This is a genomic window from Paenibacillus sp. Negev47 (assembly GCF_058313655.1).
This window is the reverse complement of the sequence record NZ_CM177754.1, coordinates 3,726,554-3,740,474: the sequence shown is the minus strand read 5'-3', so window position 1 is coordinate 3,740,474 and position 13,921 is coordinate 3,726,554. Positions and strand designations below refer to the sequence as shown.

The 13,921-nt window shown below is 46.5% G+C and carries 11 protein-coding genes; 8 read left to right on the top strand and 3 right to left on the bottom strand.

The window, feature by feature from the left end:
• Positions 1–22: 22 nt before the first annotated feature.
• From AC4G47_RS16715 to AC4G47_RS16700, 4 genes are all read left to right on the top strand, one after another.
• Positions 23–2,317, top strand: coding sequence for a helix-turn-helix domain-containing protein (locus AC4G47_RS16715; protein WP_491101894.1), 2,295 nt, complete (start codon positions 23–25; stop codon positions 2,315–2,317).
• A 43-nt stretch (positions 2,318–2,360) separates the two neighbouring features.
• Positions 2,361–4,418: a glycoside hydrolase family 65 gene (locus AC4G47_RS16710; RefSeq protein ID WP_491101893.1), complete on the top strand. Its 2,058-nt coding sequence runs from the start codon at positions 2,361–2,363 to the stop codon at positions 4,416–4,418.
• Between the two features lie 67 nt (positions 4,419–4,485).
• Positions 4,486–5,631 carry a glycoside hydrolase family 88/105 protein gene (locus AC4G47_RS16705; protein WP_491101892.1) on the top strand — a complete coding sequence of 382 codons (1,146 nt, stop codon included), beginning with the start codon at positions 4,486–4,488 and terminating at the stop codon, positions 5,629–5,631.
• Positions 5,628–8,165, top strand: coding sequence for a glycosyl hydrolase family 95 catalytic domain-containing protein (locus AC4G47_RS16700; RefSeq protein WP_491101891.1), 2,538 nt, complete (start codon positions 5,628–5,630; stop codon positions 8,163–8,165). Before AC4G47_RS16705 ends, AC4G47_RS16700 begins: the two co-directional genes overlap by 4 nt.
• 180 nt (positions 8,166–8,345) lie before the next feature.
• Here AC4G47_RS16700 and AC4G47_RS16695 read toward each other — a convergent pair whose 3' ends face one another.
• Positions 8,346–9,131 carry a DUF817 domain-containing protein gene (locus tag AC4G47_RS16695; protein WP_491101890.1) on the bottom strand — a complete coding sequence of 262 codons (786 nt, stop codon included), beginning with the start codon at positions 9,129–9,131 and terminating at the stop codon, positions 8,346–8,348.
• Between the two features lie 270 nt (positions 9,132–9,401).
• Here AC4G47_RS16695 and AC4G47_RS16690 point away from each other — a divergent pair, with 270 nt between their 5' ends.
• The 3 genes from AC4G47_RS16690 to bshB2 all read left to right on the top strand — a co-directional run bounded on the left by AC4G47_RS16690 (position 9,402) and on the right by bshB2 (position 10,918).
• The gene (locus AC4G47_RS16690; RefSeq protein ID WP_458126812.1) at positions 9,402–9,740 is read left to right on the top strand and encodes an antibiotic biosynthesis monooxygenase; all 339 of its coding nucleotides are present in this window, start codon (positions 9,402–9,404) and stop codon (positions 9,738–9,740) included.
• Positions 9,741–9,872: 132 nt separating this feature from the next.
• Entirely contained in the window at positions 9,873–10,217 is a 345-nt protein-coding gene (locus AC4G47_RS16685; RefSeq protein ID WP_145317477.1) for a YojF family protein, read from the top strand.
• Between the two features lie 23 nt (positions 10,218–10,240).
• Positions 10,241–10,918, top strand: coding sequence for a bacillithiol biosynthesis deacetylase BshB2 (gene bshB2, locus AC4G47_RS16680; protein WP_491101889.1), 678 nt, complete (start codon positions 10,241–10,243; stop codon positions 10,916–10,918).
• 210 nt (positions 10,919–11,128) lie between these two features.
• On the opposite strand, the gene AC4G47_RS16675 is transcribed toward bshB2, so the two are convergent.
• Both AC4G47_RS16675 and AC4G47_RS16670 read right to left on the bottom strand, forming a co-directional pair.
• The gene (locus AC4G47_RS16675) at positions 11,129–11,926 is read right to left on the bottom strand and encodes a hypothetical protein (RefSeq protein WP_491101888.1); all 798 of its coding nucleotides are present in this window, start codon (positions 11,924–11,926) and stop codon (positions 11,129–11,131) included.
• Between the two features lies 1 nt (position 11,927).
• Positions 11,928–12,809, bottom strand: coding sequence for an ABC transporter ATP-binding protein (locus AC4G47_RS16670; protein ID WP_491101887.1), 882 nt, complete (start codon positions 12,807–12,809; stop codon positions 11,928–11,930).
• Between the two features lie 139 nt (positions 12,810–12,948).
• Between AC4G47_RS16670 and AC4G47_RS16665 the strand changes: the two genes are divergently transcribed.
• Positions 12,949–13,536 carry a TetR/AcrR family transcriptional regulator gene (locus AC4G47_RS16665; RefSeq protein WP_491101886.1) on the top strand — a complete coding sequence of 196 codons (588 nt, stop codon included), beginning with the start codon at positions 12,949–12,951 and terminating at the stop codon, positions 13,534–13,536.
• The last annotated feature ends 385 nt before the right edge of the window (positions 13,537–13,921 follow it).

Below are 13,921 nucleotides of genomic sequence, written 5' to 3'. Positions count from 1 at the left end.
TTGCATATGAGGTGGGATAACTGTGACCCTTTCCTTCTTGAAGTGGCTAAAATTCAATGTCACTAATACCCAGACCCGGCTGCTGCTGATTCTGACTGTTGTTGTCTTCATGATTATTATTGCGGTGGGGATGACGACGTATTATTCTTCCAAGTCGGTGTTACAGCAGGAATTAAGTGAGCCGCAGCACCAGATGCTGCGTATCAGCATGAATGATATTGATGAAGTGATCCGGGAAAGTGATCAGATTGCGGTGAAAATTGCACTGAACAGTAATGTATACCGATTTCTCACCAATGAAGTACAGGGATCATACCGCAATATTACGGAGCTGGTACAATTTCTGGAAACCTTAATCAGTAGTACGTCCTTTATTAAGAGCGCTTACATTTATGATATGAATCGGGAGAGCATCGTTGCCTTCCCACAAGGCTACAGCTCCAGCAAGGTTAATTTCCCTGATTCGGATTGGGTTGGCGTTGCCGATGAACTTGAAGAACGTCCCATGCTGGTCAAGCAACGTGAGATTTCCACTTCTTCTGGTGCGTCCATGCCGCAAATTACACTTTACCGAAAAATAATGATCGCTGGCGAGTTGAAAGGGATTATCGCAGTCAATTTCAAGACAGAGCAGATGTTCGAGCACATGCTGCTCTCATCCGTCTCCGACCTTGACAGCCATCGGTTCATCCTCGACACCAACAACCAGCCTTTATATGATCTCGGCAACTATGCTGTTGGAGAGGAAGCGGTCAGTCATGTGCTCACCCAACTGGACGGTGAAAAGCTTGGTGAGTTTAAGCATGAAGGTAAGCTTTTACTGGCTTCACAGGTCATTTCACCGTACACCGGATGGCGCTATCTGTCCGTGATATCACAAGACAGTCTGCTGGCTAATGCACAGAAGATCCGTAATATTGTCTTTATCGTATCTCTGTTGGCTCTTGCAGCAGGAGCGGCTACGATCACATTTTACAATGCAGCTGCTTTTAGACCGGTAAGACGCATGAGGCAATTACTGAGTGGGTACGACCAGGAGAGAATCCATCCGGAACAGATCGATCTGGAGAAAATAACGGGTCAATTGTTAACGGATCATGCTCAGCAGGCCATTAATCTCAGGCAGACCCTTCCGGAAGCTTCATCCAAATTTCTGACGGATATTTATAACGGACATATGACAGGAAGTCGGGAAATTAACGAGAAATGGTGCCGTTACTTCAAGGATTGGAGCGATGAGTCACTTTCTATTGCCATGTTGTCGATTGACAATTATCAGGCTTGGTGTGAACGCTTTACGAAGTCGGATCACTCCCTGCTGAAATTTGCCATTGGTAACATCATTGCTGAACTGTTGTCTGGACAGTGGCGAGTGTTATCTGCCGATCTGGGCAGAGACCGGATGCTCGTAATGCTGCAACCACTTGATTCTGGCGGGGGAATGAGCGTAGCGACAGCAATACGAGAGACGATTGGCATGATTCCCCGCTTACTCAAGTTTCAGGTGTCGAGCGGTGTAAGCGGGGGGCACGACGGACTCATGCGACTTCAGCGAGCCATGCATGAGGCGGAGAGTGCGCTGGATTACAGATTGTACCGGGGGTATGAGCGAGTTATTTCGTTTGAAGAGATCTCGGGTCTGCAACCGACCGGGAATACATCGGAAGAACATGAATTCATGACTCAACTGACGGAGACCGTTGAAGCAGGCAGAGGCGAAGAAGCCCTAAGGAATTTTGACAAAATAATCGGTCGAATGACGCACGAGCAATGGCAACCTTCATCAGCGCTGGCTTTTCTTGAAGCTGTTGCAGCTACACTTGAACGAATTCGCCTAAAGCGGGAGACAGAAGGTTGCGGACTCGAAATGGTGGATATGCGGACCATGCATCTGGAGGCTGTCTGTGAAGTGCTGCGAAGCCAGATCGAAGGTTTGGCTGATTGGTTCGATAGCCTTATGCTCAGCAAGGATTTCATACTGTGCCAACAGATGATTACGTTTATGAACAAGCATCTGGAAGACCCGGTAAGCATTCAGGAGATTGCCGAGCATGCCGGGATCGGAAGCAGTTTGGCAAGCCAGTTGTTCAAGCAGGAGATGGGTGATACCATCCACGGATATTTCACTAAACTTCGGATGGAACGTGCCTGTGAACTATTGCTGGATACGGATTACAGAATTTCCGAGATCGCAACGATGGTGGGTTATCAGCATGAGAACAGCTTTATCCGTGTGTATCGAAAATACAAAGACATTACACCGGGTAAGTACAGAGAAATAATGCGAAGCCGCAGTGGTGTACTACGGGAATCTTGACCCATACTTGTACCCATAGAATGACAAGGAGGCAGAGCCATTGATGGATCGACAATCAGTTGTCAGAAGAAATTATCCGGTATTAACGCAGCTTGAGCCGAGATCGCCTTTATCGGTGGGTAATGGAGAATTTGCGTTCAGCGCTGATTTTACGGGACTTCAGACGTTTCCAGATCTGTATGAAATACCTCTCGGTACACAATCCAACTGGGGTTGGCATTATACGGGCGGTCATCACGTATTCGGAGATGAGGATATTGTCTATCAGGCATTTGAGACATATGGCCGCAAAGTGCCATATCCCATGAAGCCGGAAGACAAGGAAGAAGCCTATCACTGGCTTAGGCAGAACCCGCATCGACTTCAGCTTGGACGCATTTCATTTCGTTTGCTAGGAGAAGATGGTCGGGAGACGGACGCCACCCATGTCGTCCCGGTACGTCAGGAATTGAATCTATGGACCGGAATTCTGCACAGTGAATTTACCGTGCAGGGGGAAGAAGTGCGTGTAGAGACAGCCTGTGACCCACGGTTAGATTGTATCGCCATTCGTGTACAATCCCGCTTAATTCGTAAACAGCGTATGCAACTTTTTATTGTATTTCCATCCCCTGATATGACACACCGGAGCTGGTCAAAATCAGTATTCCCCGACTGGAATGAACATGACAGACATTCTACTGTGTTGACATCGGTCACTTCGACTTCCGCATCATTGAAACGTGTGCTGGATGAAGATGAGTATGCATTGGAATGGATCTGGGACGCAGGCAAGCTGGAACATACGGGAACTCATGAATTCACACTATCTCCCGAGGCCGTACCAGACTCGGACATCTGGTCGTGCAGTGTATCTTTTGCTGCACATAAGCCGGAAACCTTGCCAGCAGATGCAGTGTTGCGATCAAGCTCGGTCCACTGGAATCAGTTCTGGAACGATGGCGGAGTGATTAATTTTGAAGGCAGTTCAGATCCGCGTGCTGCCGAACTGGAGCGCAGAGTAGTCCTATCCCAGTTCCTGAGTGCGGTGCACAGCGGTGGGTCCTTGCCGCCGCAGGAGACCGGATATATGTACAACAGCTGGTTCGGCAAAATGCATCTGGAGATGCATTGGTGGCATGCAGCGCATTTTCCGCTCTGGAATCGGACCGATCTGTTGTACAAGAGTATGGACTGGTACCTGACCATCCTGCCAGAAGCCCGCGAACTGGCATGCTCTCAAGGTTATGTCGGTGCGCGATGGCCTAAAATGGTGGGTTATAACGGGCATCAGACTCCGTCGCCGGTAGCTCCGGGATTGATTTGGCAACAACCACATCCCATGGCACTAGCTGAGATGTGTTATCTGTCCCGGCCTGATCCTGCCATGTTAACAAGGTATAAGGATATCGTATTTGAAGCGGCTGACTTTATGGTGTCCTATGCCCATTGGGATGGGAAAAGGCAAGCGTATGTGCTAGGTCCGCCGCTTATCCCTGCGCAGGAGAATCACGCCATGAACGATAGTTTGAATCCACCCTATGAACTGGAGTACTGGAAATTCGGCTTGGAGATAGCCATCTTGTGGGCAGAGCGGTTGAATCATCCAGCCAATCCAGACTGGCGAAGAGTGGCTTCGTACATGGCTAAACCTCGACATGAGAACGGAGTTTATCTCGCACACGAGAATTGTCCGGACACTTACACCGTTAAGAACCATGATCATCCCTCGATGGTTGGAGCACTTGGACTATTGCCAGGTTCATTAATCGATCCGGAGATCATGAGAAATACGTTGCTCAAGGTCAAAGAATGCTGGGACTGGGAATCCGCCTGGGGTTGGGATTTTCCGATGTGCGCGATGACAGCAGCCAGATTGAATGAACCAGAGCTTGCAGTGGATTTCCTGTTGATGGATGCCACGAAGAACACATATTTGCCTAATGGACACAACTATCAGAGAGCAGGGTTGTGGGCATATCTTCCCGGGAACGGTGGTCTCCTAACCGCTGTCGCCATGATGGCTGCCGGCTGGACAGGGGCAGGAGAACAAGCGAATCCAGGATTTCCACGGGATGGAAGCTGGACTGTGAAGTGGGAAGGTCTTCATCCTTTGATGTAATCATCAGAACGTTAAACCCCGAAAGAACGGTACAGATGGCCTAATCCATCAGAAGGAGGATTTCGATATGCTTGGAACTTCGACAAAGTCAGTGACACAGGAACGGAGAATGTCTGTCAAAATAGCAGATACCTTGCTTTCCGAATGTCAGAATGGCAATCATCCCAAGATTGCAGGCAAATGGGGCTATGTGGGCGGAATGACGCTGATGGCACTGGAACGCGCCGCCGAATGGAATCAAGAATCCCGCTACGCGGAACTTGTTTCGCGTCACATGGATGAGCTCATCGAGAATGACGGCACCATTCGGACCTACCGGTTGAATGATTACAACCTGGATATGATCAATGAAGGCAAAAATCTGTTCAGCCAGTGGAAGAATTCCGGCAATGACAAATATGTTAAGGCGATTCAGCACCTGGTTGACCAGCTTAAAGGACAGCCCCGGACAAGTGAAGGTGGATTCTGGCATAAGAAAATATATCCGTTTCAGATGTGGCTGGATGGCATTTATATGTCTTCACCCTTTTTGGCGGAATATGCGAGCACCTTCGATCATCCCGAGAGCTTCGATGAAGTGGCACGACAGATTTTGTTGATCGAGCAAAAGACTCGTAATCCGCGTAATGGCCTACTCCATCATGCCTGGGATGAGAGCAGGGAACAACGTTGGTGCGCTCAAGATACTGGTCGATCCGTTCATGTTTGGGGCCGGGCCATGGGATGGTATGCAATGGCCGTGGTGGATGCACTGGAGCACTTTCCCGTGGATCACCCACAGCGCGGACAGATCATGGGCATATTTGAACGAATGGCCCATGCGATTGCTCATGCTCAGGATCATGATAGTGGACTCTGGTACCAAGTGATGGATCAGAACGGAAGAGCAGGCAATTATCTGGAAGCCTCTGCTTCCTGTATGCTGACCTATGCACTCGCCAAAGGCCTCCGATTACATTATCTGGCTGAACTGGACCGTGAAGTCGTTGATCATGCCTATGCAGGCATATTGAAGCGGTTAGTCACTGAAGATGAAAAAGGGGTGCATCTGCACCACATCTGTCACGGTGCCGGACTCGGTGGGAAGAAGTATCGGGACGGTTCTTATGAATATTACATCAGTGAACAGGTCGTTAGCGATGTGCAGATGGGCGTAGCCCCATTCTTGCTAGCCAGTATTGAGATGGAGAGACTTGGGGCGGAAGAAGCGTGAATCAACACACAGACCATACAGATACTACAGGCATACGGTCGGACAGGAACAAGATGTTGCTGAAATATCCCTCTTCCTGGTGGAAAGGGATGTGGCGAGAAGCACTACCTTCCGGAAACGGTAAACTTGGTGCTTCAGTGCAAGGCGGAATTCAAGCGGAGACCGTTCTCTTGCAGCACAGTGAATTATGGCATTGGGGGCGCAAAGATGAGCTGCCCGATGTCAGTCATACCTTATCAGAAACCCGTAAGTTAATGGATGAGGAACAATATTTGGAGGCAAGCTGGCATCTGACCCGTACACTGCAAGCAGAAGGTTACACGTCCAGGTTGTCCTCCCGATATCCACTGGCTACAATGACGGTGGGCATGACGTGTAATAACGCTTTTCGCAAATATCACCGGGAACTGGATATGGACACAGGGGAAGTTCATGTGCGCTGGCAGGACGGAAGTCACAACTATACAAGAAGTCTGTTCGTCTCACGTGCAGACGATTGTATTGTCTATGAGATCCAGACTCATAGAGTGAAAGATGGAGTAAGTGCGCAGGGAACAGATTCGGCTGGGCATTCATTGCTGTCGGGGACGATAGGCCTGCTATTCCCACAGGGCGACCGGGTGAGAGAAGACGATGAGTTCAACGTACTAAAGTCGTCTATTACAATGAGAATCGACCGGGATGATCGTGGAGAATACCTGTGCTATGGCGGGCAGAATGACGATGGACAGGACTACGGAGCAGTGCTGCGACTGATCCAATTGAACGAAATACCTGGTGCGAGTCATGATCAACAAAAGGAAAGCGAACCTAACGAAGACATGCTTAGCAGGCAACTTCATTTCCATACCTCTGGAAAAGTGCTTGTACTTGTTAAAATGTTTGCTACGGGCAGACGAGCGCAGGAATGGACACGGTTGAAGCAGGAACTCGCATCGCTTGAGAGCGACTACAATACGTTGCTGAATCGGCATATCTCACTGCATCAACCGTTGTTTCGGTCCGCTGATCTTGATCTGGATGATGAAACGGATGACGGGCGCTGTAATGAAGACTTGCTTCTGGAAGCCTATGAAGGTGAAGCACCTACAGGGTTCGTGCGTAAAATGTGGGCCTATGGTCGATATCTCTTCATCAGTGGAACCTCTGAACATAGCGGATTGCCATTTGGATTATACGGCTTGTGGGGTGGAGATTATCGCTTGATCTGGGGCCACAATATGGCGAATGAGAATGTGCAAATGATGTACTGGCACACTGCGGTAGGTGGTTTATCCAATCTGAATCGTTCGTTGTTCCGCTATTACAACGGATTAATGGATGACTTTCGGGACAATGCCCGCAAGCTATATGGCTGCCGCGGGATTTACATTCCCGCTGGAACAACACCGGGTATCGGGGTGCCTAACCAGATTGTTCCGGTAATCATGAATTGGACGGGAGCAGCAGGATGGATCGCCAGACATTATTATGCACATTATCAGTTCACTGGGGATAAGCAGTTTCTGCTGGAGGAAGCCTTGCCCTTCATGAAGGAGGCCCTTCAGTTCTATGAAGATTTTCTGGTGCTGGGTGAAGACGGAAAGTATAAAATATACCCGTCTGTTTCGCCAGAGAATACACCTGAGAATTTTATGCCTAAGCATGGACAGCCACTGGCCCACCCTATGCCTACAGCCATCAATGCGACTATGGACATTGCCATTATTAAAGAACTGCTACAGCATGTCATTGCAGCCAGCCGACTAGTCAGTGTGCATACGACTATGATTCCGTGTTGGGAAGCCATGCTAGAGCGTATGCCTGATTATCTTCTTCAATCGGAGGGAGCTGTGAAAGAATGGCTGCATCCTGCTTTTGAAGATCGACGTGATCATCGTCATCTATCGCACCTGTATCCTGTATTTCCAGGACAGGAGGTCACCCGTGAAGAACAGCCAGAATTGTTTCAGGCTTTCGAGACAGCAGTTGATCAGCGAAGGCTTGGTGCTCAGAGTGGCTGGTCCCTTGCACATATGTCGTCCATATATGCTCGACTTGGCAATGGTGAGCGGGCGCTGGAAAGTCTCGATATTCTTGCGCGCTCCTGTGTACTGAGTAATGGGTATACCTTGCATAATGACTGGCGCAATATGGGGGTATGTATGTCCATGCCTGCAGCTCCGATTCAGCTGGATGCCAATATGGGCTGGGTTAATGCAGTACAAGAAATGCTGCTCTATGTGTCAGAACATCGCATCAAGCTGCTGCCGGCATTGCCAGAACGGTGGGTACGAGGTTCCATTCATGACTGGTGCTTACCAGGAGGTAGAATATCCTGTACATGGAATCGGAGCTCGGGCTTCTTCCGGGCAGAACTTGTCGCGGATCGGCGGATCAATACGAAGCTTCATATTCCTGAATGGGTGAAAGGATGCGAGATGCTCAGCAGAACTGCCTGCCTATGTGAACTTGATGAGAATGGCATCTATGAGCTTGAAATTGAAGCTGGAGGGGAACTAGTGCTGGAACAGATAGCAGTATTTGATGCATAAGACGTATAAAGAGTCGCCATTTTGGTAGCCTTTTCTACGTGTAGGTTGATAGTTGATTAGGATACTTTTAAGGTTGTGAGCAGTTGACGAGTACATTAGCACAGCAAAAAAACAGCGGCATTCGAAGACTTTATGTACGAGTCTAAGATTGCTGCTGTTTTACGGTTAGAGAATGAATAGTTAACTGGACTTTGAATCACCTGCGGTTCGATTGGCCTTCACATATTTGAGCTGAGCAACGATGATGACGCTGATGATGACCAGCAGGAACCACGAACTGATCTTACTAAAGCTAACCAGCTGCCATGCATCATGCTGATCTGGATATTTCCAGGCATTGAAGAATGTAGCGATGTTCTCTGCAGTCCAGATGAAGAAACCGACAATGATAAAAGCGAGCGATAACGGCATTCGATAGGTCGTTGCTCGTACCCGGTAGATAATCCAGGTTTTCCAGAAGACAATAAATACAAGCGCAGTCAGCCACCAGCGAAAATCAGGAATAAAATGATGGGTGAAAAAGTTGATATAGATAGCTGCTCCGAGCAGAATGGAAGGTGCAAAACCAGGCCATCCGGTCATGTTCATTCGCAGTCTTCGCCACACCTGACACATAAAACTGGCTACACTTGCATACATGAATCCACTATAAAGAGGGACACCCAGGATTTTGGTGTAAGCTGGCTCAGGGTAAGACCAAGACCCCATCCATACTTTATAGATCTCCAGCACCAGGCCAATAATGTGAAATACACAGATGACCTTGATTTCATCCCGGGTCTCCAAGCCGCTTCGATACATCAGGTACTGCACAGCGAGCAATACAAGCAGAATGGCATCATATCGATGAAGGAAAGGGATCGGAATTACGCTGGATAGGGCCAGTGTTCCAAAGATCGCTACGGGAAATATGCAGCTCATCGCCTGATGATAGCCGAAATGAAGTAGTTGTATTAGAGATTTCAAGTCGAGTTTAACTCCTTTCCAAACATGTTTGAGCACAATTTAATGATATGAATTAAGGATGTTCATCATGGGCGTTTTTTGCCTACACTCCATCATATAGAGATCATCGATGAATAAAAAGAGAAAAAAACACGCTGATCTGTTCTTGTTTTCAAATGTAAATGAACCCTCTTCATTGATAATGATTTTCATTTAGATTAAAATAAGAGAATAAAACATGTTATCATGTCTTGCATAATGTGAGGCATGCGACTATCAGGAGGAGTTATTATGTTGATTCAAACTCGAAGCATCATTGTCAAAAAGGGAAATAGCGATAAGGTCGTGGAACGTTTCAGTGGTCCAACTCCGGTTGTGGACATGCCCGGTCTTATTGATTTCAGTGTCATGGTTAACAAGAAAAATGCAGAGAACGAAGAAGTGATGGTCATCATACGCTGGGAATCGGAAGAAGCATGGAAGAACTGGGAGAAAAGTGATGTACATCTCAAAGGCCACCGTGAGAAAAGAACACAGGAGAAACCGGATTATCTGATAAGCACAACTGTAAATATGTATCAGGTACAGACGGTGAAGACAGGCAGCGGCAGTTCTGAACAAGGACTATAGGTAGTTCATCCCAGAGTTTGCCCGATTCTAATAGAAGGCTCTATGATCAGGTGGCATGGTCCTTCCATGTATATTCTCTCGTGGTTATGTTAAAATGAAATTCGAACAATTACATTAGACAAGGAGGCCGCCATGCAACCGATAAAACCTCAAGACATTCAGCTCCGGATCAATAATCTTGCTGATCAGGACTTATACGTACATCTAGAACTCACGTCAGGTGCTTACGCACAACACATGGACAGTACAAGACATCCAGCATCGGCATTCATTACCAATGCGGCCATTCGATATACGCAGGGTTCCATCTCAGGTACAGGTCCTTACCGGGTTGGTCTGAAAACAACTCAAGGTTGGATCTACGCCGAAGGCCTTACACACATTGATGAGCAGGAAGAAGAAAGACTGATTCTAGCTGGTCACGACAGCCAAGGCAAGCTGGTTGTGGCGTTACAACTGAGTCGGGAGATGTTCTAATGAAAGCGGAGGACGGAATAACCATGAATACTACACATAACGAGCATGAGCGCATCTTGGTAGTGTATCCACATCCAGATGATGAAGCTTTCTCTGTATCGGGAACGTTAGCCAAATACATAGATGGCGGTGCCCATGTAACCTATGCTTGTCTAACACTTGGCGAGATGGGGCGAAACATGGGGATTCCTCCATTTGCCAACAGAGTAACGTTGCCTGCCATCCGTAAACAGGAACTCATCGAAGCTTCTAAAGCGATTGGGATTCAGGACCTGAGAATGCTGGGTTTCCACGATAAAATGCTGGAGTTCGAAGACCCGCAGTTACTGGAAGACACCGTCATGTCGCTACTTAAAGAGTTGAACCCCACGCTGGTCTTCACTTTCTATCCAGGGTACAGCGTACATCCCGACCATGATGCGACGGGAGCCGCTGTCATTCGTACCATTACTCAACTTCCTGTGGCTGAGCGTCCGGTGGTTCACTGTGCGGCGTTCGCTAACAATCAGGAACAGTATATTGGCAAAGCGGATGTATTCGTTGACGTATCCGAATTTTTGGACCGAAAAATGGCATCCATTCGTGCCCATCGTTCACAGTTCCAGGCAGCAGAGCTTGTAGGAGACCGTGAGCTGAATGATGAAGAAATCAAGAAACGTTTTGGTAGAGAAACATTTTGGACCTATCCATTTGAAACATGATTATCCGAAGGCGCCGTATGTGATATTATTTTCTTTAGGTAGAAACTAAAAAAAGTGGCTGTCTCAAAAGCCCTTAAAAATCATATTGGTCGAGTAATAATATCGAATACGTTCAAACGGGACGAAGCAGAGGTCTATCTTGCTTCGTCCCGTTTGCGTTTTTCCATCATTGCAAGCCCTTTGCGAGAGTATATCCAATCTATAACCGGATTAAATAGGCAAATCTTTTTTATCAAAAATAACGATTCCTGCAGCATACAGAAGTGCTGCAAGTCCTGCGAACACAGCCATTCCCATATACGCAAAGCTGTCACCCTCGAACAATCGCACCGGATCGAACAAGGAATATAATGAAATATTGCCAATCCAGCTCAATGTTTCTCCTGAATCACCCAGCATTTGCAGTAGTACAAACGCTACAGGAATACCGGCCCCGAGTCCAAGGCTATACTTGCTTTCATTCGCCAAACAAGAAGCGAAGAAACAGATGCCATTGATGGCGTAATACATCAGTAGGGCGTAAAGATTAAGCCAAATGAAATTGTTGATATCCATAAGCCCCGGAAACATGACAGATGATACAACAAGAGTTAGTACCGTAATCCAGCAAAAGATCGCTGTTATTGAAATTAGACTGTAAACCGCTTGGGTAACAGCAATCCGTTTTCTTGAGTTGGACGTTGAAAGCAGATAGGACATACTTCCTTTATCAACATGAGCAGCCATTATTCGGTGGTTCGTAATGATGGAAACAATCATGGGGAACAAATAGAGAAGAAGACTGTAAAGTGTTCCGGAAAGAAAGGTAAGCAAAGTGGTTCCAACGTTCATTCCCATAGCATTGATGAGCTCAGGAGGAAGCATGTTCAACATTTCTTTTAATGCATCGACGCTATCCGGATCGAACATACCTATCAGCATAATGGAGTAAAAAGAATAAATGGCTACAATAAGTAACCAAATGAACCGATTGGCCCGCATGTTTGCTTTAAATAATGCCCAAGACATATTAAATTTGCTCCTTCCCATAAAAGTCCATGAAAATTTGTTCAAGCGTTTGGGGAGGGCACTCCATATCAATAACCTTGCACTGGGAGAGTACCCTGAGCACTTGGTCATATCCATCCGTAATTTCAATCTTTACACGTAAGGGAACCAATTCAGTATAAAGGAGTCCGTTATTTTGAAGGACTTTCATATCCTCCGCATGCGCCAGAGCGACTACAATACTCTTCGGCAGTGTCCGTTTTAGCGAGTTTATGTTCTCCACGGTTATGATTGATCCTTCCCGTATGATGCCTACCCGTTCACAAGTGTGATCGACTTCATCAAAGAGATGGGAAGACATCAATATGGTTTTGCCCCGATTCCTTTCCTCAATAATTAGTTCCACAAATCTTCTTTGCATCAACGGATCCAACCCGCTTGTAGGTTCATCAAGAATAACCACTGCAGGGTCGTGCATAAAAGCGGCGGTCAATCCTACCTTTTGTTTCATCCCCTTGGACATTTTCCGGATTTTTCGATCTGATTCCAACTCGAATCGGTTGATTAATTGGTTACGGCGCAATTTGTCGTTACGTCCTCTTAAATCATCAATAAAGTCCAGAAACTGCATGCCTGTCATGTTATCGTAAAATGCCATCTCACCAGGCACATAACCCAGATGCTTTTGAATTTGTGCTGCTTCCCTTCTGCAGTCTAATCCGTTAATAGTTGCCTTCCCGCTGGAGGGGTTCACGAATCCCATCAGATGGCGTAGGGTAGTTGTTTTTCCGGCTCCATTGGGCCCGAGAAATCCAAAGACCTCTCCTTCTTTAACGTCAAAACTCACATCCCGAATTCCCTTACCATTCGAATAGATCTTCGTTAATGAGTGAACCTTGATCATCGATCTCAACCTCCACAGTAAGTTATGTAACATCTTTAATCCCAGTTACATAATATTACTGACTTGATCAGAAGTCAATAAAAATATAACATAGAGATATATTGTTACATAACTTGCGGAGAATAGGACGGTAGATTCCATGAATGGCTTCGAAAAACGCAGAGAACAGAAAAAAAGGCAAATCCTGCAATCACTAACCGATATGATTATGACACGTAATTTTAAAGAAATCGGTGTGAGGGAGATCGCGCAACATGCTGGTGTGTCTCCTGCATCCATATATAATTTTTTTGGAAGTAAAGAAGAACTGGCTAAGGAGGTTTTTTATCACCAGATGGATGAGTCGGGGAAGGAATTCAGTGTTTTAATGAACTCTGGTATTCCTTTTGAAGACAAGATGAGCAAAATGTATGAGGTGTCCGTAAACAATCAAGAGACGTTGAATAATGAGGGCATGAAGAATTTTATGTTCGAAGATCCGGCATTCAAAGAGTATGTTGAAGATTACGCCAGAAACGTTGTCATTCCCGAGCTTATGAAGCTAATCGAACAGGGGAAAGCCGAGGGGAAAATATCAGGGGGTGTATCGGCAGAAGCCATCATGATTTTCATGAATGGAATTATGGCCATGTTGAGCGAACCTTCATTCGCAGAAAAACTGAACATAAATGTACGAAAGGAGTTGGGCAATCTGTTCCTTTACGGAATACTGGGTAAAAAGGATTAAAATGCACGCTTAATTTGAAGTCGCCTATATGGCGGCTTTTTTTGGGTTTACATCACAATATCGACACAAAAATGCAGTGTCTATAGCCTAATTGAGCTATATGGAAAAAATATCATTTTAAGTACACTATGATCAGGAATGTGATAACGCTTCATTTGTTGCTGAGCTTCAATGGATGAAAGTCATGAATAGTTGAATTTAAATGGAATGGAGGGATGGTGTGTACAACCAACGTATATGTGGGATTAACGCAAGACTCGTTGAATGCATTGCCACAGCAATAAGCAACTGTAACAAGAAGCCAGAATTGCGCGTGAAGGTTCATGGGTAATCCTTCGACAAGGCTAGATGAATTCGGCGTTTGCATCAAAAGCAGGGTTTGGGG